General features: G+C 72.1%; 11 protein-coding genes. 4 read left to right on the top strand and 7 right to left on the bottom strand.

The window, feature by feature from the left end; all coding sequences use genetic code 11:
• The first annotated feature begins 53 nt into the window (after positions 1-53).
• Positions 54-3,050: an FxSxx-COOH system tetratricopeptide repeat protein gene (fxsT, locus tag IF04_RS0119125; protein ID WP_030258812.1), complete on the top strand. Its 2,997-nt coding sequence runs from the start codon at positions 54-56 to the stop codon at positions 3,048-3,050.
• A 123-nt stretch (positions 3,051-3,173) separates the two neighbouring features.
• Positions 3,174-5,972: an FxSxx-COOH system tetratricopeptide repeat protein gene (gene fxsT, locus IF04_RS0119120; protein WP_051831366.1), complete on the top strand. Its 2,799-nt coding sequence runs from the start codon at positions 3,174-3,176 to the stop codon at positions 5,970-5,972.
• A 65-nt stretch (positions 5,973-6,037) separates the two neighbouring features.
• Here fxsT (IF04_RS0119120) and IF04_RS0119115 read toward each other — a convergent pair whose 3' ends face one another.
• From IF04_RS0119115 to IF04_RS0119100, 4 genes are all read right to left on the bottom strand, one after another.
• Complete coding sequence (locus tag IF04_RS0119115) at positions 6,038-9,811, bottom strand: multifunctional oxoglutarate decarboxylase/oxoglutarate dehydrogenase thiamine pyrophosphate-binding subunit/dihydrolipoyllysine-residue succinyltransferase subunit (RefSeq protein ID WP_030258804.1); 3,774 nt, start codon at positions 9,809-9,811, stop codon at positions 6,038-6,040.
• Positions 9,812-10,072: 261 nt separating this feature from the next.
• Positions 10,073-11,188, bottom strand: coding sequence for a HAMP domain-containing sensor histidine kinase (locus tag IF04_RS0119110; RefSeq protein WP_037959901.1), 1,116 nt, complete (start codon positions 11,186-11,188; stop codon positions 10,073-10,075).
• Entirely contained in the window at positions 11,185-11,925 is a 741-nt protein-coding gene (locus tag IF04_RS0119105) for a response regulator transcription factor (RefSeq protein ID WP_030258798.1), read from the bottom strand. Before IF04_RS0119105 ends, IF04_RS0119110 begins: the two co-directional genes overlap by 4 nt.
• Before the next feature lie 145 nt (positions 11,926-12,070).
• Positions 12,071-12,766, bottom strand: a complete 696-nt coding sequence (locus IF04_RS0119100; protein ID WP_030258795.1) for a spermidine synthase family protein — start codon at positions 12,764-12,766, stop codon at positions 12,071-12,073.
• 202 nt (positions 12,767-12,968) lie between these two features.
• Here IF04_RS0119100 and lon point away from each other — a divergent pair, with 202 nt between their 5' ends.
• The gene (gene lon, locus IF04_RS0119095) at positions 12,969-15,377 is read left to right on the top strand and encodes an endopeptidase La (protein WP_030258792.1); all 2,409 of its coding nucleotides are present in this window, start codon (positions 12,969-12,971) and stop codon (positions 15,375-15,377) included.
• 71 nt (positions 15,378-15,448) lie between these two features.
• On the opposite strand, the gene IF04_RS0119090 is transcribed toward lon, so the two are convergent.
• Positions 15,449-16,264 carry a lysozyme gene (locus tag IF04_RS0119090; protein WP_030258790.1) on the bottom strand — a complete coding sequence of 272 codons (816 nt, stop codon included), beginning with the start codon at positions 16,262-16,264 and terminating at the stop codon, positions 15,449-15,451.
• Positions 16,265-16,387: 123 nt separating this feature from the next.
• On the bottom strand, positions 16,388-17,257 hold the full coding sequence (locus tag IF04_RS0119085; RefSeq protein ID WP_030258788.1) for a lysozyme: 870 nt from the start codon (positions 17,255-17,257) through the stop codon (positions 16,388-16,390).
• A gap of 211 nt (positions 17,258-17,468) precedes the next feature.
• Here IF04_RS0119085 and IF04_RS0119080 point away from each other — a divergent pair, with 211 nt between their 5' ends.
• Complete coding sequence (locus tag IF04_RS0119080; protein ID WP_078600471.1) at positions 17,469-18,023, top strand: MarR family winged helix-turn-helix transcriptional regulator; 555 nt, start codon at positions 17,469-17,471, stop codon at positions 18,021-18,023.
• Positions 18,024-18,038: 15 nt separating this feature from the next.
• On the opposite strand, the gene IF04_RS0119075 is transcribed toward IF04_RS0119080, so the two are convergent.
• Entirely contained in the window at positions 18,039-18,884 is an 846-nt protein-coding gene (locus IF04_RS0119075) for a hypothetical protein (protein WP_030258786.1), read from the bottom strand.
• Positions 18,885-19,037 lie beyond the last annotated feature (153 nt).

Below are 19,037 nucleotides of genomic sequence, written 5' to 3'. Positions count from 1 at the left end.
TGACGGTCCTTGCCCGGCCGTTCGTTCGTACGCAAGACGAGGGAGTCGTTCGAATGCCCGCAGCGCGCAGGAGCACCGCACCCACCGGCCGGCCACCGGTCACGGTCAGTTTCGCCGGTTTCAACCGCGCGTGGGCCGCCTGGATCGGCGACCGGCTGGAGCGGCACGGGATGCGGGTCTCCCTCCAGCGCTGGGACACCCGGGCCGGCACCCCGCTGGAGGACGCGCTGCGCGACCTCGCGCTCGCCGAGGGCACCGTACTGATCGTGCTCAGCGACTGGTACATCCAGCTCGGCCCGCGCAGCCACGAGGAGTGGAACGCCGCGCTGCGCACCGTCGTCGCCGACCGCCAGGACAAGTTCGCCGCGGTCTCCATCACCACGAACGCGCTGCCCACCGCCACCGCCGTCTTCGGCGCCGCCGAGCTGGCCGACGTCGGCGCCCGCGAGGCCGAGCGGCGGCTGCTGGCCCGGCTCGGCATCGAACCGGACCCGCACGCCGAGCCGGAGGAGGACGGCGAGGGCCCCCGCTACCCGCAGGAGCAGCCGCGCGTCTGGGGCGGCGTGCCGCGCCGCAACACCCGCTTCACCGGCCGCGAGAACCTCCTCGCGGACGTCTACCACCGCCTCCAGCAGGCCGAGCGCGGCGCCGCCGTGTGCACGCTGTACGGCATGTCCGGCGTCGGCAAGACCCAGCTCGCCACCGAGTACGTCTACCGCTTCGGCTCCGAGTACGACGTGGTCTGGTGGGTCGCGGCGGGCGAGCGCACCCCGATGCGCCAGCGGCTGGCCGAGCTGGCGCCCGCGCTCGGCCTGAGCACCGGCCAGGAGTACGGCGAGCGGTTGCGCGCCGTCCGCGACGCGCTCCGCCGGGGCGAGCCGTCGAACCGCTGGCTGCTCGTCCTGGACGGCGCCGACCAGCCCGAACACGTCGCCGACATGCTGCCCTCCGGGCCCGGGCACGTGCTCCTCACCTCGCAGAACCGCGAGTGGAGCGAGCACAACACCATGATGTTCGAGGTCCCCGTCTACACCCGCGAGGAGTCCATCGCCTTCGTCCGGCGCCGCGCCCCGCGCCTGGACCGTGCCGAGGCGGGCCGGCTGGCCGAGGCGCTGGAGGACCTGCCGCTGCTGCTCGACCAGACGGCGGGCTGGCTCAGCGACTCCACGATGACCGTCGACGAGTACGTCGAACTGCTGGAGAGCGGCGCCGACGCCGAGGTCGTCCGGGTCGCCCACGACTTCCCGATGACCTACCAGACCTCCTGGTCGATACTGCAGAACCGGCTGGCCGAGGCCGTGCCCGCCTCCGTCGACCTGCTGCGGCTCTGCTCCTTCTTCGCGCCCGCCGCCATCCCCGTACGGCTGCTCCGCGAGATCCCGCCCGGCGACCTGCCGGAGGAGCTGACCGGGCTGATGAACGACCCGCTGCTGTGGAACCAGGCCATCAGCAAGCTCCTGCAGTACTCGGTCGTCCGCATCGAGTCCCACGACGTCACCGCCGACGACGCGTCCCCAGGCGGCGAGATCCTCTACATGCACCGCATGGTCCACCAGACCGTCCGCGCCCTGATGCCGGACCGGCAGCAGGAGGAGTACAGCCGCGTCGCGCAGCGCGCGCTGGCCGCCGCCGACCCGCTGCGCCCGACCGACACCCGGCTGTGGCCCCGGTTCGCCGAGCTCGCCCAGCACCTCAAGGCGGCGAACGTCCTGGTGAGCCGGGACCCCGACGTGCAGAACCTGGTCCTGAACGTGCTGCGGTACATGTACCTCTCCGGCGAGTACCGCTCCGGCCTCAAGCTCGCCGAACGCGCCCTGGCCGCCTGGCGGGAGCTGCTCGGCGACACCCACCCGCGGATCTGGGACCTCAGCTACCACTACGCCAACCTGCTGCGCGCCACCGGCGACTACGCCGCCACCGAGGCGCTGGACCGCGTCGTCCTGGACCATCTGCGCGAGACCCAGGGCCCGCGCGACCTGGACACCCTGCGTGCCGCCGCCGGGCTCGCCGCCGACCTGCGCGGCCTCGCCCGCTTCGAGGAGGCCCTGGAGCTGTCCACCACCGTCCTGCAGGGCTACACCGAACTGGTCGGCGAGCAGGACTCGCGCACCCTGAACGCGCAGAACAACCTCGCCGTCTCGCTCCGCCTCCTCGGCCGCTACACCGACTCCCTGGCGCTGCACCGCCGCACCCTGGAGGCCCGCCGCGAGCTGCTGCGCCCCCGCCACAACTGGTCGCTCTTCTCCGAGATCCACGTCGCCACCGACCTGCGCCTCCTCGGCCGCTACGCCGAGGCCACCTCGGTACAGGAGCACAGCGTCCGGGTGCACCGCATCGTCATGGGCAACGACAACCCCCAGACGCTGCGCGCCGAGCACAACCTCGGGCTGTGCTTCTACCGTTCCGGCGACCGCACCAAGGCCGGCCGCCTCCTCGGCCGGGTACTGGAACGGTCCGAGCGGGTCCTCGGCGAGACCGACCCGCTCACCCTCATGGTCGCTGTCAGCTACTCCTGCTTCACCCGCGAACACGGCAGCCTGGACCAGGCCCGGGAGATCGGCGAGCAGGTCGCCGAGCGGTACCTCTTCCAGCTGGGCGCGGCCCACCCGTACGCGATCGGCGCACAGGCCAACCACGCGCTCGTACTGCGTGCCGCGGGCGAGCGGCAGCAGGCGCTGCTGCTCTCCGAGGAGGCGCTGGCGGGGATGCGCCGGGCCGTCGGCCCCGACCACCCCTGGACGCTGGGCTGCGCGCTGAACGCCGCGGCGGCCCGCAACTTCTCCGGCGACCCGGAGGCCGCCGCCGAACTCGGCCGGGACACCGTCACCCGCGCCACCGCCACCCTCGGACTGCGCCACCCGCTGACCCTCTCCAGCCAGATCGCGCTCGCCGCGGACCTGCGCGGCCTGCGCAAACGCCAGGAGGCCGACAAGCTGGAGGAGGAGGCACTGACCGGCCTGAGCACCGTCCTGGGCCCCCAGCACGCCCACACCCTCTCCGCCCGCGCCCGTACCCGGCCCTACTGGGACTTCGAGCCGCAGATGACCTGATGTGGCGTCAGCTCCGGCGGGGCGTCCCGTACTAGGCCGGAATCCGCTCGCGGCGGCCGGGCGCGGTGGGATACGGAAGAACAGGGCCGTATCGACGGTCCCCCGGAGGAGAGCAGGACCGTAATGGCGCAGCCGGCGGAGTCGACGTTCCCGCAGCGGCAGGCGGACGCCGCGTCCGCGCGGGTGCCGCGGCCCGCCCGGCCGGTACGGCCCGGACCGCCGCCCGGCCCGCGGGTCACCGTCAGCGTCGCCGGGGACGGCCGGGCCTGGGGCGACTGGATCGCCGACCGCCTCGAACGCCACGGGCTGCGCGCCCCGCTGCACCACTGGGACCCGCCCGCCGCGATGGAGCTGCGGGCCGCGCTCGGCGGCCTCACGCTCTCCGGCGGCCAAGTACTGCTCGTCTTCAGCGCCGGCTACTTCCAGCCCGGCGTCCGCACGGGGCGGGAGTGGGACGCCGCCCTCGCCGCCGTCACCGCGGCCCACCCCGGCCGCTTCGCCGCCGTCTGCGTCACCGACCCCGGCAATCTCCCGCGGGGCGCCGCCGCGCTCGGCCCCGCCCAGCTCACCGAGGCCGGCGCGCACCACGCCGAGCGCCTCCTGCTGCGCCGCCTCGGGCTCCCGGACGCCCCGGCGCCCGGCACCGGCGGCCCGCGCTTCCCGCTGGACGCGCCCGACGTCTGGGGCGGGGTGCCGCGCCGCAACCCCCGCTTCACCGGCCGCGCGGCCCTCCTCGCCCGCATCCACCGCCGGCTGGCGGGCTCCGTGCGGGGCGCCGCGGTCTGCACGCTGCTGGGCATGGCGGGCGTCGGCAAGACCCAGCTCGCCGCCGAGTACGTGCACCGCTTCGCCACCGAGTACGACGTGGTGTGGTGGATCGCCGCCGGTACGGGGGAGGAGGCGCGGCGGCAACTGGCGGACCTGGCCCCGGAGTTGGGCATCACGGGTGTTACGGGGACCGCCGAGCGGCTGCGCGCGGTCACCGACGCGCTGCGCCGCGGCGAGCCGTACCACCGCTGGCTGCTCGTCCTGGACGGCGCGGACGACCCCGAAGCGGTGGCCGGCCTGCTGCCCAGCGGCTCGGGCCACGTCCTGATCACCTCGCGCAATCGCTCCTGGGACACCTACAACACCCTCCTCCTCCCGGTCCCCGTCCTCGACCGCCCGGAGAGCATCGCCTTCGTCCGCCGCCGGGCCCCGCGCCTGACCGCGGAGGACGCCGGCCGGCTGGCCGCGGCCCTGGAGGACCTGCCGCTCCTGCTGGACCAGACGGCGGGCTGGCTGAACGACTCCGACATGAGCGTCGGAAGCTATCTGCGGCTGCTGGAGGGCGGCATCGGCGACGCCCGCACGGTCGTCGCCGAGGACTTCCCGATGACCTTCGCCGCGGCCTGGACCGCCCTGCTGGACCGCATCGCCGAGACCGCCCCGGACGCCGGCGAACTGCTGCGGCTGTGCGCCGTCCTCGCACCCGGCACCGTGCCGGTCGCCCTCCTCGGCCGGATCCGCGGCGACTTCGCCCCGCTGACCGGCGACCCCCGGCGGCTCCAGGACGCGCTGCGACTGCTCGCCCGCTACTCCGTCGTGGACGCCATGGAGACCCCGGACGGCGACCGGATCACCGGCGTCCACCTGCACCGCATGGTCCGCCTCCTGGTCCGCGAGGGCGTCCCCGCGCCGGAGCGGGAGCGCTACGCACGCGCCGTACGCGGCGCGCTCGCCGCCGCCGACCCCGGCCGCCCCGACGAGCCCGCCGACTGGCCCGCGTACGCCGCGCTGCTGCCGCATCTGCTGCCCTCCGGCGCGCTGGAGGCCGACCCGGCGGAGACCGCGCGGCCGGTACTGAACTGCCTGCGCTACGCCTACCTCGCCGGAGTCCAGGACACCGGACTGGCCCTGGCCCGGCGGGTGGACCGGGCCTGGCGGCAGCTGCTGCCCGAGGACCACCCGCACCGCCTGGACCTGCTGCACGCGCACGCCAACCTGCTGCGCGCCGCCGGACAGTACGCGGCCTGCGAGGAGCTGGACCGGGCCGCGCTGGAGCGGCTGCTCGGTGGCAGCGCCACCCCGGACACCGACATCCTGCGGGCCGCCACCGGCCTCGCCGCCGACCTGCGCGGCCTCGCCCGCCTCCAGGAAGCCCTGGAACTCTCCCGGTACGTGCTCGACGGCAGCCGGCAGACCTTCGGCGAGGGCGACGCGCGCACCCTCGCCGCACAGAACAACACCGCGGTCTCCCTGCGGCTGCTCGGCGCCTACGACGAGGCGCTGGACCTGGACCTGCGGACCCTGCGGGCGCGCCGCCGGCTTCTCGGGCCCAATCACCCCTGGACGCTCTACTCCGAGCTGCACTACGCCACCGACCTGCGGCTCACCGGCCGCGTCGAAGCGGCGCTGGAGCTCCAGGAACGGACCGTGCGCAGCCACCACCGTGTACTGGGCGCCGACCACCCCCAGTCGCTGCGCGCCGGGCACGGCCTCGCGCTCTGCCGCCGGGGCGCCGGGCAGGGGGAGCGGGCCCGGCAGGGCATGGAACGGCTGCTGGAGCGGGCGGTGCGGCTGCTCGGCCGCCGGGACCCGCTCACCCTGATGACGGCGGCGGGCTTCGGCTGCCTGGAGCGCGAGTCCGGCGACCCGGAGCGCGCCCTCGCCACGGCCGAACTCACCTACACCGGCTACCGCGAACTGCTCGGCCCCGCCCACCCGTACACCGTCGGCAGCGACGCCAACCACGCGCTGGCGCTGCTCGCGGCCGGCGACCGCGCGGCGGCCCTGGGGTCCCTCAGCCGCGCGCTGCCCGCCATGGAGGCGGCGGTCGGCCCGAGCCACCCGTGGACCCTGGACCTCGCCCACAACACCCGCTCCACCGAGGCGGACCTGCCGCCGTACCAGCTCCGCGACTTCGAGCCGCTGACGATCTGAAGACAGCAGAAGGGCGGGGCCCCACCGGAGTGATCCGGTGGGGCCCCGCCCTGTCAGCCGGTGGCTCAGGCGTCGAACGCCTCCGCGATGAGCTGGACCTGCTCGGCCTGGTGGCGCTTGGCGGAGCCGACCGCCGGCGACGAGCTGTGCGGCCGCGAGATGCGGCGCAGGCGCTCGCCGTGCGGGATGTCGGCGCCGACCGCCAGGTCCAGGTGGTCGATCAGGTTCAGGCCGAGGAACGGCCAGGCGCCCTGGTTGGCGGGCTCCTCCTGGACCCACAGGAACTTGCCGGCGTTCGGGAACTTGGCGATCTCCGCCTGCAGCTCCTTGCCCGGCAGCGGGTACAGCCGCTCGATGCGGACGATCGCGACGTCGTTCGCACCGCGCTTCTGCCGCTCCGCCTCCAGGTCGTAGTAGACCTTGCCGGAGCAGAAGAGCACCTTGCGGACCGCGTTCGGGTCGACCGTGCTGTCGCCGATCACCGGGCGGAAGCCGCCGGTGGTGAACTCCTCCGTCTTCGACGCCGCGGCCTTCAGACGCAGCATCGACTTCGGGGTGAAGACGACGAGCGGCTTGTGGTGCGGGTTGTGCACCTGCCAGCGCAGCAGGTGGAAGTAGTTGGAAGGGAGCGTCGGCATCGCGACGGTCATGTTGTTCTGCGCGCAGAGCTGGAGGAAGCGCTCGATCCGGGCCGAGGAGTGGTCCGGGCCCTGGCCCTCGTAGCCGTGCGGCAGGAGCAGCGTGACGCCGGAGGTCTGGCCCCACTTCTGCTCGGCGGAGGAGATGAACTCGTCGACGACGGTCTGCGCGCCGTTGACGAAGTCACCGAACTGCGCCTCCCACATGACCAGCGACTCGGGACGGGCCAGCGAGTAGCCGTACTCGAAGCCCATCGCCGCGTACTCGGAGAGCAGCGAGTCGTACACGTTGAACCGCGCCTGGTCCTCGGAGAGGTACAGCAGCGGCGTGTAGTCGTTGCCGGTCTCGCGGTCGATGAGGACCGCGTGGCGCTGGCCGAAGGTGCCGCGGCGGGAGTCCTGGCCGGCGAGCCGGACCGGGGTGCCCTCCATCAGCAGCGAGCCGAAGGCCAGGGTCTCGCCCATGCCCCAGTCGATCGTGCCGTCCTCGACCATGGCCGCGCGGCGCTGCAGCTGGGGCAGCAGACGCGGGTGGACGGTGACCCGGTCGGGGATGTTGACCTGGGACTCGGCGATCCGCTTGACGACCTCCTGGGAGACCGCGGTGTCCACGTGGACCGGGAACTCGGCCTGCGGCTGCGGGACCTCGGGCGCCATCGGCGTCGTGGTGGCCTCGCGGACCTCCGTGAAGACCTTCTCCAGCTGGCCCTGGAAGTCCTGCAGCGCCTGCTCGGCCTCCTCCAGCGTGATGTCGCCACGACCGATGAGGGACTCGGTGTAGAGCTTGCGCACCGAGCGCTTCTTGTCGATCAGGTCGTACATCAGCGGCTGGGTGAAGGCCGGGTTGTCCGACTCGTTGTGGCCGCGGCGGCGGTAGCAGATCAGGTCGATGACGACGTCCTTGTTGAACGCCTGGCGGAACTCGAAGGCGAGGCGCGCGACGCGCACCACGGCCTCCGGGTCGTCACCGTTCACGTGGAAGATCGGCGCCTCGATCATGCGGGCCACGTCCGTGGCGTACATGGAGGAGCGGGCCGACTCCGGCGCGGCGGTGAAGCCGACCTGGTTGTTGATGACGATGTGCACCGTGCCGCCGGTGCGGTAGCCCCGCAGCTGCGACATGTTCAGCGTCTCGGCGACCACACCCTGGCCGGCGAACGCCGCGTCACCGTGCAGCTGGACCGGCAGGACCGTGAAGTCCGTGCCGCCCTTGCCGATGATGTCCTGCTTGGCGCGGGCGATGCCCTCGACGATCGGGTCGACCGCTTCGAGGTGCGAGGGGTTGGCGGCCAGCGAGACCTTGATCTGCTCGCCGTCGAGACCGGTGAAGGTGCCCTCGGCGCCCAGGTGGTACTTCACGTCGCCGGAGCCGTGCATCGACTTCGGGTCGAGGTTGCCCTCGAACTCGCGGAAGATCTGCGCGTAGGACTTGCCGACGATGTTGGCGAGGACGTTCAGCCGGCCGCGGTGGGCCATGCCGATGACGACCTCGTCGAGACGCGACTCGGCAGCGGAGTCGATGACCGCGTCCAGCATCGGGATGACGGACTCGCCGCCCTCCAGCGAGAAGCGCTTCTGGCCGACGTACTTCGTCTGCAGGAAGGTCTCGAACGCCTCGGCGGAGTTCAGGCGGCGCAGGATGCGCAGCTGCTCCTCGCGCTCCGGCGGGGTGTGCGGGCGCTCCAGGCGGTCCTGCAGCCACTTGCGCTGCTTGGGGTCCTGGATGTGCATGTACTCGATGCCGGTGGTACGGCAGTACGAGTCGCGCAGCACGCCGAGGATGTCGCGCAGCTTCATCATCGACTTGCCGGAGAAGCCGCCGACCGCGAACTCGCGCTCCAGGTCCCAGAGCGTGAGGCCGTGCTCCGTGATGTCCAGGTCGGCGTGCTTGCGCTGCTTGTACTCCAGCGGGTCGGTGTCGGCCATGACGTGGCCGCGCACCCGGTAGGCGTGGATCAGGTCGAAGACCCGGGCCGCCTTGGAGACGTCGTCGTCGTGGCTGACGTCGATGTCCTTCAGCCAGCGCACCGGCTCGTACGGAATCCGCAGCGACTTGAAGATGTCGTCGAAGAAGTCGTTCTCGCCGAGCAGCAGCTGGCTCATGATGCGCAGGAACTCGCCGGAGGCGGCGCCCTGGATCACGCGGTGGTCGTACGTGCTGGTCAGCGTCATGACCTTGGAGACGCCCAGCTTGTTCAGGGTGTCCTGCGAGGTGCCCTGGAACTCCGCGGGGTACTCCATGGCGCCGACGCCGATGATGAGGCCCTGGCCGGGCATCAGGCGCGGCACGGAGTGCACGGTGCCGATGCCGCCGGGGTTCGTCAGCGACGCGGTGACGCCGGTGAAGTCCTCCATCGTCAGCTTGCCGACCCGGGCGCGGCGGACGATGTCCTCGTACGCCTGCCAGAACTCGAAGAAGGACAGGGTCTCTGCCTTCTTGATGGCGGCGACGACGAGCTGGCGGTCACCGTTCGGCTTCACCAGGTCGATGGCCAGGCCGAGGTTGATGTGGTCCGGCTTGACCAGCGTGGGCTTGCCGTCCTTCTCGGTGAACGAGTAGTTCATCGAGGGCATCGCCTTGAGCGCCTGCACCATGGCGTACCCGATGAGGTGGGTGAAGGAGACCTTCCCACCGCGGGCGCGCTTGAGGTGGTTGTTCATGACGATGCGGTTGTCGAACAGCAGCTTCACGGGAACGGCGCGCACGGACGTGGCCGTGGGCAGCTCCAGCGAGGCGTTCATGTTCTTCGCCACGGCGGCGGCCGGGCCACGCAGGGTGACGTACTCCGGGCCTTCGGGCGCCTCGGCGGCGGGCTTGGCGTCCGCCTTCGGAGCGGCCTTCGCGGCAGGCTTGGCCTCGGCCTTCGCCGGGGCGGCCTTCGCCGGCGCGGGCTGCGCGGCGGCGGGCTTGGCCTCGGCCTTGGCCGGGGCGGCAGCCGCGGGTGCGGCGGCCGGCTCGGCCGGCGGAGTCGCGGCCGGCTTGGCTTCGTCGGATGGAGTGCCCGACGTCACCGGTGCGCCCGGCTTGTAGTCGGCGAAGAAGTCCCACCAGGCTCGGTCTACCGAGTTCGGGTCCTGGAGGTACTGCTGGTAGATCTCGTCGACGAGCCACTCGTTCGCACCGAATCCGGCTGCAGGGTTCTTACCCTGCCCGTCTTGGTCGGTCGAGGCACTCGAGGTGTTGGGGGACTGTGGCGACACGGCGGCAACCGCCCTCTTCCGCTTCCTAAAGGTGGTGGACAGCGGGAATAAAGGCTACGCCTCTGTCGACCAATGCTGCAGTCCGGGAGGGGTACTCGTCGCGCACGTCACATTTAGCGGTGGGTTTCGGGGAAGGAGATGGCGGGAAACATGCGTGGTTTGCTCGCGCCTGGGTAGGCGGCATCGCCATCGCACCCCCGGCAGGGACACGGGGAACACCCCGAATGAGTGGTTCCACCACCGACCCTACGTCACAGGGCGTCAAGGAGCGGCCTGACCGGTCCCCGGAAGGGTGACGCGGATACGGCAGCCACGTGGGGATTCGGCCACTCCGATACGCCCGCCGTGCAGATCCACCGCCCAGCGCGCGATCGCCAGGCCCAGTCCCGTGCCGCCGTCGGTGCCGGGGCCGGAGGGCGCGGGGCCGCCACGGTTGAACCGCTCGAAGACCCGGTGCCGCTCGGACGCCGGGATGCCGGGCCCCTCGTCCTGTACCTCCAGGACCAGGCTGCCGGGGCCCTCGCCGCGGCGCGCCCGTACGGTCACCCGGCCGTGCGGCGGGGAGTGCTTGATGCCGTTGTCGATCAGGTTGGCGACGACCTGGTGCAGCCGCTCGGCGTCCGCGTGCGCGGTCAGCTCCGGGGGCGAGACGTCCAGGTGGAGATGGACGTCCGTACGGCTGTGGTGGCTGGAGCCGACGGCCAGGGTGGAGGCGCTGCGGCTCATGTTGGCCTCCTTCAGCACCCCGGAGAGGTACGGCCAGACCTCGAAGCGGCGGGCGTGCAGCGGGATGACCCCGTTGTCCAGCCGGGAGAGGTCCAGCAGGTGCTCGACCAGGCGGCCGAGCCGCTCGGTCTGGCTCAGCGCGGTGCGCATCGTCTCCGGATCGGCCTCTGAGACACCGTCGACGACGTTCTCCAATACGGCGCGCAGCGCGGCGATCGGCGTGCGCAGCTCGTGCGAGACGTTGGCGACCAGCTCCTTGCGGTGGGTGTCCACCGCCTCCAGATCGGCGGCCATCGTGTTGAAGGCGTCGGCCAGCTCGCCGAACTCGTCCCGGCGGCTGCCCTGGACCCGCCGGGTGTAGTCCCCGGCGGCCATCGCCCGCGTCACGTCCGTCATCTCGTCCAGCGGGGCCGTCAGCCCCTGCGCGACGAACTGGGTGATCAGCAGCGAGGCGATGATCGAGAAGACCGTGATGACCCGCAGCTCCGTCGCCGAGTGGAACGCGACGAGGACCAGCAGCGTCGTGATGATCACCGAAACGGTGACCAGCGCGCCGAGCGCCGCCTTGACCGACCGGTACGGATCGAGCGGGCGCATCGCCTCCCAGGCCCGCTGCCAGAGCTCACGCGCCAGGGGAAGGGCCGACTTCATGCCGGCGGGGTCTCCAGCGCGTAACCGACGCCGTGCACCGTGCGGATCCGCTCGGCGCCGATCTTCCGGCGCAGCGCCTTGATGTGGCTGTCGACCGTACGGGTGCCGGAGGCGTCCGCCCAGTCCCAGACCTCGGCGAGCAGCTGCTCACGGGAGAGCACGGCGCGCGGGGTGTTGGCGAGGCAGACCAGCAGGTCGAACTCGGTGGGGGTGAGGTGCACGTCGGCGCCGCGCACCCGGACCCGGCGCTGCGCGTGGTCGATCTCCAGCTCGCCGAGGCGCAGGATGCCGCTGCGCGGGGTGTGCGCGGCGAGCGCGGCCCGCTCGACGCGGCGCAGCAGGACGTGCACCCGCGCGGCCAGCTCCCGCATGGAGAACGGTTTGGTCATGTAGTCGTCGGCGCCGACGCCGAGGCCGACCAGCATGTCCGTCTCGTCGTCCCGCGCGGTGAGCATCATCACTGGGACCGGCCGCTGGGCCTGCACCCGGCGGCACACCTCCAGGCCGTCGAAGCCGGGCAGCATGATGTCGAGGACGAGCAGGTCGGGCTGCCACGCCTCGGCGGTGTCCACGGCCGACGGGCCGTCGACGGCGGTCTGCACCTGGAAGCCCTCGGCGCGCAGCCGGGCCGCGATGGCGTCCACGATCGTCGGGTCGTCCTCGACGACGAGCACCCGCCGCTGGGCGCCGGGCGTGGCCGCCGCCGCGGCGCCGTGGGTGGTCTGAGTCTGGTCCATCGCCCGCCCCTGAATTTCCCCGTGCGTGGTCGCGTTCTGACTTGCTGTACTGGCGTACTGACTTGCTGTACTGCTGTGCTGACTCGTTGTACTGAGTGGTCGCATACTGCTGGGCAGCAGCGTAAAGGCACTATGTGACCCGCGGCTACGCGCGTTTCCTCGCGAGGTGGACCACGTCGGGGACGCCTCGGACAACGGGGATCTCTTCGGTGCGAACCTCGCTGAACCCGGCATTCCGGAGCGCGTCCTCGAAGGCGGGGGAGGGCTGCGCCGACCAGACGGCGAGCACGCCGCCCGGTGTCAGCCGGTCCCGGCAGGCCGCCAGTCCGGCCGGGGAGTACAGGCCGCCGTTGTCCTCGGTGACGGTCCAGTCCGGCCCGTTGTCGATGTCCAGGCAGAGCGCGTCATAGGTCTCCGCGCCCGCGCCCTCCCGTACGTACGCCACCAGATCGGCCTGGACGATCTCCGTCCGCGGGTCGGCCAGCGCCGGCCCCGACACCGCCTCCAGCGGCCCCTCGCGGTGCCAGTCGATGACCGCGCCCTCGCGCTCGACGACCGCGATCCGGCCCCAGCGCGGCTCCGCGGCGGCGCGCGCCAGGGAGAAGCCGACGCCCAGCCCGCCGATCAGTACGGACGGCCGCGCGCGGTCACCGGGCAGCGCCGCGAGCGCGGCGTCGATCAGCAGCCGTTCCGACCGTCCGTCGGAGGTGTCCATCAGGAAGCACCCGTTGGCGATGATCTCGAAGTGCGGGCCCCGCCGCCGCAGTACGACCTCTCCGTACGGCCCGTCCCGGCGCTCCAGCGTGACGGGCGTCTCGTCGGTGGCGTACGGGGCTGACATGGGTGCGGGGCCTCCGGAGTCGGGATGGATGCCGGACGGGCCCCACTTTATGAGCCTGTACGCCCCTTACGCGCGTCCCTTTCGGGCGCCTCGTACCGCGCGTCCGCGTCTGATCGCTCACAGCGAACAATGCCCGGGGAACATTCATCGGCTCATGACCATTGAGTGAGTACAGCTCAACTTGCCTGCCGAAGGGGAGATCATGGCTTCGACGTCCACACCGCTCACCCTGCCCGTGCTGCCCCTCGACGACGAGGTCGTCCTGCCGGGCATGGTGGTGCCACTGGACCTGTCCGACGCGGACGTACGCGCCGCGGTGGAGGCCGCGCAGGCCGCCGCCTCACCCGGTAACAAGCCACGGGTGCTGCTCGTTCCACGTATCGACGGCACGTACGCGGGCGTCGGCACGCTCGGCAAGGTCGAGCAGGTCGGCCGGCTGTCCGACGGCGACCCGGGCGCGCTGATCCGCGGCCTGGGACGCGTGAAGATCGGCTCGGGCACGACCGGGCCCGGCGCGGCCCTCTGGGTGGAGGGCACGACGGTCGAGGAGACCGTCCCCGACCCGCTGCCCGGCGCGGTCACCGAACTGGTCAAGGAGTACAAGGCGCTCGCCACGAGCTGGCTGCGCAAGCGCGGTGCCTGGCAGGTCGTGGACCGTATCCAGCAGATCGAGGACGTCGGCCAGCTCGCCGACAACTCCGGATACAGCCCCTTCCTGACCACCGAGCAGAAGGTCCGGCTGCTGGAGACGACCGACCCGGTGGCCCGGCTCAAGGACGCCACCGAAGCGCTCCGCGAGCACCTCGCCGAGCAGGACGTCGCCGAGTCCATCGCCAAGGACGTCCAGGAGGGCGTCGACAAGCAGCAGCGCGAGTTCCTGCTGCGGCGCCAGCTGGAGGCGGTCCGCAAGGAGCTGTCGGAGCTGAACGGCGACGCGGACGACGAGAGCGACGACTACCGCGCCCGCGTCGAGGCCGCCGACCTGCCCGAGGAGGTCCGCAAGGCGGCGCTCAAGGAGGTCGACAAGCTGGAGCGGTCCAGCGACCAGAGCCCGGAGGGCTCCTGGATCCGCACCTGGCTGGACACCGTCCTGGAGCTGCCGTGGACGGAGCGCACGGAGGACGCGTACGACATCAAGGGCGCCCGCGCCGTCCTGGACGCGGACCACGCGGGCCTGGACGACGTGAAGGAGCGGATCACCGAATACCTGGCGGTGCGCAAGCGCCGCGCGGACCGCGGCCTCGGCCTGGTCGGCGGGCGTCGCGGTGGTGCCGTGCTGGCCCTGACCGGTCCGCCCGGCGTCGGCAAGACCTCCCTCGGCGAGTCCGTCGCCCGCGCCATGGGCCGCAAGTTCGTCCGCGTCGCGCTCGGCGGCGTGCGGGACGAGGCGGAGATCCGCGGCCACCGTCGTACGTACGTCGGCGCGCTGCCCGGCCGCATCGTCCGCGCCATCAAGGAGGCGGGCTCCATGAACCCGGTCGTCCTCCTCGACGAGATCGACAAGGTCGGCTCCGACTTCCGCGGCGACCCGGCCGCGGCGCTCCTCGAAGTGCTCGACCCGGCGCAGAACCACACCTTCCGCGACCACTACCTGGAGGTCGAGCTCGACCTCTCCGACGTGGTCTTCCTCGCCACGGCCAACGTCCTCGAAGCGATCCCGGAGCCGCTCCTGGACCGCATGGACCTGGTCCGCCTCGACGGCTACACCGAGGACGAGAAGGTCACCATCGCCCGCGACCACCTCCTCCCGCGCCAGCTGGAGAAGGCCGGTCTGGAGCCCGGCGAGGTCGTGATCGAGGACGCCGCGCTGCGCAAGCTGGCCGGCGAGTACACCCGCGAGGCGGGCGTGCGGAATCTGGAGCGGTCCATCGCCCGGCTGCTCCGCAAGATCGCGGCCAAGCACGAACTGGGCGAACAGGACCTCCCCTTCACCGTCGGCGTGGACGAGCTGCGCCCGCTGATCGGGCGGCCGCATCACGTCCCGGAGTCCGCGCAGGACCCGGAGGAGCGGCGCACGGCGGTGCCCGGTGTGGTCACCGGCCTGGCCGTGACCGGCGCGGGCGGCGACGTGCTGTACGTCGAGGCGTCGCTCGCCGACGCCGAGACCGGCGGCTCGGGTCTCCAGCTCACCGGCCAGCTCGGCGACGTGATGAAGGAGTCGGCGCACATCGCGCTCTCCTTCCTCCGCTCGCACGGCGCGGAGCTGGAGCTGCCCGTCGGCGACCTGAAGGAACGCGGCGTGCACCTGCACGTACCGGCCGGCGCGGTCCCGAAGGACGGCCCGAGCGCGGGCATCACCATGACCACGGCCCTGGCCTCGCTCCTCAGCGGGCGTCAGGTCAGGCCCGACGTGGCGATGACCGGCGAGGTCTCCCTCACCGGCCGGGTGCTGCCCATCGGCGGCGTCAAGCAGAAGCTCCTCGCGGCGCACCGCGCGGGAATCACGACCGTCGTGATCCCGAAGCGCAACGAAGCCGACCTGGACGACGTCCCCGCCGAGGTTCTGGAAAAGCTCGACGTCCACCCGGTCTCCGACGTCCGCCAGGTCCTGGAACTGGCCCTGACCCCGGCGTCCACGTCGGCTTCACCGGAGGTGCCGGTGGCGGCTTAACACCCTGAGACGAGGCCCGGAGCCCCCGCCACGCGGGAGCTCCGGGCCTCGCCCTGTGCCGGGGACGGTAGTCACCCCGTCGCCAGCTTCCGGAGCTGGTCCAGGGAACCGTTGAAGACGTTCTGGTCGCCGGGGAAGCGGCCGCGGTCGGAGTACTGCCAGATGGTGTGCGCCGACCAGCCGGCCGGGAGGGGGCCGGGGGAGGACGAGTAGCGGGCGATCCACAGCGGGTGGTTCATGCCGAAGGACCCGTTGTCACCGACGCACTGCCGCCACCAGTTGGTGGAGGTGTAGATCATCGGGTGCCGCCCGGTACGCGCGTGCACCGTCCTGCTGAAGTCGCCGATCCAGGCGGCCATCGCCGCCCGGCTCAGGCCGTAGCAGGTCGCGCCGTACGGGTTGTACTCGATGTCCAGCGCGGGCGGCAGCGTCCGGCCGTCCGCCTTCCAGCCGCCGCCGTTGTCGACGAAGTAGTTGGCCTGGGCGGCGCCGGAGGAGGAGCTGGGGATCGCGAAGTGGTACGCGCCGCGGATCATGCCGACGTTGTAGGACCCGCCGTACTGCTGCCCGTACTTGGGGCTGCGGTAGCTGGTGCCCTCGGTGGCCTTGACGATGGCGAAGCGGGCGCCGGCGCGCCAGGCCGCTGCCCAGTTCACATTGCCCTGGTGGCTGCTGACGTCCATGCCGGCCACCCCGGCGAGCGGCTGCGCCGCCGGGCCGGACGCGGCGCCCTCGTGGGCGCGGAGCGTGGAGCCGGCGTGGTGTCGGTCGGTGTCGGCCGAAGAGGTGGGGGACGTGGGGGAGGCGGATGCGGCGGAGGCGGGCACGGCCACCGCGAGGGCCGTGCAGAGTGTGGAGAGCAGCGTGATGCACCGGCGTATGCGCATAGGGGGGAGCCTCTTTCGAAGACGCGCAAGGGGGAGGGGGAGACAGGGCGCCGTGCCGCGAGGGCCTGCGGGAGGGGCCCGGCGCAGGTCCGCGCGGCACGGTGGGGGAGCCCTGTCGGCCTCTTACCCGTTCGCGAGCGCCTGGAGACGGTCGTACGAACCGTTGAAGAGGTTGTGGTCGCCCACGGTCGGCCCCGTCGACGTGTACTGCCAGATGGTGTGGAAGCCCCAGCCGGCCGGGAGTTCACCCACCGAGGAGCCGTACCGCGGGATCCACAGCGGGTTGATGCTGCCGAAGCCCGCGTAGTTGCCGGTGCACTGCTTCCACCAGTTGGTGGAGGTGTAGAGCACGGCGTCCCGTCCGGTGCGTGCCTTGTAGGTGGCGAACCAGTCCTTCATCCAGTTCACCAGGGCGGTTGCGCTCTTGCCGTAGCAGGTGGCGCCGTAGGGGTTGTACTCCATGTCGAGCGCGCCGGGCAGCGTCTTGCCGTCCCTGGACCAGCCGCCTCCGTGGTCCACGAAGTAATTGGCCTGGGCCGCGCCGGAGGAGGTGTTCGGGAGCGCGAAGTGGTAGGCGCCGCGAATCATGCCGACGTTGTAGGACCCGTTGTACTGCTGAGCGAAATACGGGTTGATGTAGCTGGTGGATTCGGTCGCCTTGACGTAGGCGAACTTCACCCCGCTGTTCCACAGCGTCGACCAGGCGACGTTGCCCTGATGGCCGCTGACGTCCACGCCTTCCACGGACGCCTGGACGGACGGCGCGACGGGTGCCCCCGTGCCGCCCTCGTGCTTGGCGACCTGCGAGCCGGCCCAGTCCTGGCCGGGATGGGTGGGCTCCGGCGCGTCCTGGCCGGGGGTGGCGGCGGGCCCGGCGGCGGTCGCGGTGCCGACGGTGCCGCAGAGCAGGGCGAGCAGGGTGAGGAGGATTCCGGCCACCGTGGCGGTGGGGCGCCGGAGGTGGCGGGCCGGGCCGGATCTGTGCACGCGCATACGTGACTCCGTAGATCTCGGTGGGACCTGGGAGGGAAGGGGCCGACTTGGTGTGGTCATGCCATAAAGGACGATACGCGCGTAGAACAGGCGCGGAAAGGGGGACCGGATGATTCCGTTGGTCTAATCCTGCGAAATACTGGCTCAGCTGCGGAATCGGCCGCCGCTGAAAAATTCTTCCATCGTCCGGAAAACGGGAAAGGGCGCTGACGTGCACAACACCGGAACCGACGGGGCGGCGGCGAAGCGGCCCGGCGCCATCGACGACCTCTTTCTGTCGCTGGAACACGAGTTGGCCGTATTCCTGCGCCGCGCCCGCGCCTCCTCCGGTGAGATGGCCCGCGAGGTCCACCCCGACCTGGAGCCCTCGGCGTACGGCCTGCTGCTCCGGCTCGCCGAGGCCGGCGAGCAGCGCGCCACCGAACTGGCCTGTTACTTCGGCGTCGGCAAGGCGACCATCAGCCGTCAGCTGCGGGCCCTGGACGATCTGGGCCTGGTGGCCCGCGAGAAGGACCCGGCCGACGGGCGCGCCGTCCTGGTCCGGCTCACGGACGAGGGGCTGGCCCGCTTCACCCGGGTACGCAGCGCCCGGCGCGACCGCTATGCCCGCCGGCTCGCCTCCTGGGACCGAGGGGAGATCGCCGAACTTGCGCGCCTGCTCCATCGGTTGAACGATGAACAAGAGCCGGAGCAGGATGAAGCGCAGGAACAGGACGAGGTGCAGGAACAGGGTGAGGCACAGGAAGGCGAGCGGGACCAGGGCTGACGGCGCCGCCCCCGGTCACAGCTCCGCGAACACCACCGCCGCGTCGTCGTGCATCTTGCCGCGCGGGAAGTCCAGCCCGTCCGCGTCGGCGTTCTCGGCCGCCCGCACCCGGTCGATGAGCGCCTGCGGCCCCTCCTTGCGCACCACGCCCAGGCAGTCGGCCCACGAGCCCTCGCGGAACACCTCCACCCACCGCCCGGCCCCGTCGCTCAGCGCGGTCAGCGAGCGGACCCGGTCGCGCGGCACGGTGCCGGTGACCGCGCGCGCCGCCACCGAAGGGTCGGCGGCCGCGGTCCAGAAGCCGCCCTCGGCGTTGCGCAGCGCCTCGACCGCCGCGACGTACTCACGGGCCGCGGCCGCCCGTTCGGCGGAGCCCTCCGGCAGCGCACGTACCGCGGCGCGCAGCTCGCCGACCGCGGCCGGCAGCTGTTCGAGGCGCTCGTCCAGTACCGCCTCGACCGTGCCGTCCGGCGCCTCGATGAGCAGCGCCGAGTCGGACAGTACGAGGTACTCCACGGCGTAAGGGGACCAGCGCGCGGCGATGGCCGTCGCCTGCGGTGTCCGCCTGTGAGAAAGGTCACACGTGTCGCGATGGGCTGCGGCGGTGCGCCCGATGGCTTCGGAGAGCGCTTCGGCGAGCGTCATGTCGCGGAGCGAACCGGACAGTTCGAGCATCGCGCCCCCGAGGCGCGCGGTGAACCACGGCACGTCGTGGCGGCACCCGAAGTCCTCCGGCGGCGGCGTCACGCCGTCGAGCAGAACGAGGACGCCGCCCTGCCCGGAAGCGGGCAGCGCTACTGATGCGTAGTCCTCGTTGGGGCGTTGGGGGTCGCCGGGCTCGGTGGCGAGTTCGATACGCATGCGAGCAAGCATGCCGGAGCGACGGGAACGACCGGGGGAGGAGCCGGAGAAGGGCGCCCGGAATGCGGGGAATCGGGGGCGTGGCGCGCCAACGCCGCCAATTCCGGCCCCGGGAGGGGTCAAAGCGCCGCTCCGTAAAATGCGGGCGGGCAT

Origin of the sequence: Streptomyces violens (genome assembly GCF_000717745.1) — a bacterium.
Lineage (GTDB): Bacteria > Actinomycetota > Actinomycetes > Streptomycetales > Streptomycetaceae > Streptomyces > Streptomyces violens.
Note: the sequence above shows the minus strand (reverse complement) of the source record. Positions and strands in the feature narration are given on the sequence as shown.

Coding starts and splice junctions, on each gene's coding strand:
- IF04_RS0119110 (WP_037959901.1), bottom strand. CDS start 11,188: ATGAAGTCGGCCCTTCCCCTGGCGCGTGAGCTCTGGCAGCGGGCCTGG.
- IF04_RS0119085 (WP_030258788.1), bottom strand. CDS start 17,257: ATGCGCGTGCACAGATCCGGCCCGGCCCGCCACCTCCGGCGCCCCACC.
- fxsT (WP_051831366.1), top strand. CDS start 3,174: ATGGCGCAGCCGGCGGAGTCGACGTTCCCGCAGCGGCAGGCGGACGCC.
- IF04_RS0119105 (WP_030258798.1), bottom strand. CDS start 11,925: ATGGACCAGACTCAGACCACCCACGGCGCCGCGGCGGCGGCCACGCCC.
- IF04_RS0119090 (WP_030258790.1), bottom strand. CDS start 16,264: ATGCGCATACGCCGGTGCATCACGCTGCTCTCCACACTCTGCACGGCC.
- IF04_RS0119075 (WP_030258786.1), bottom strand. CDS start 18,884: ATGCGTATCGAACTCGCCACCGAGCCCGGCGACCCCCAACGCCCCAAC.
- lon (WP_030258792.1), top strand. CDS start 12,969: ATGGCTTCGACGTCCACACCGCTCACCCTGCCCGTGCTGCCCCTCGAC.
- IF04_RS0119100 (WP_030258795.1), bottom strand. CDS start 12,766: ATGTCAGCCCCGTACGCCACCGACGAGACGCCCGTCACGCTGGAGCGC.
- fxsT (WP_030258812.1), top strand. CDS start 54: ATGCCCGCAGCGCGCAGGAGCACCGCACCCACCGGCCGGCCACCGGTC.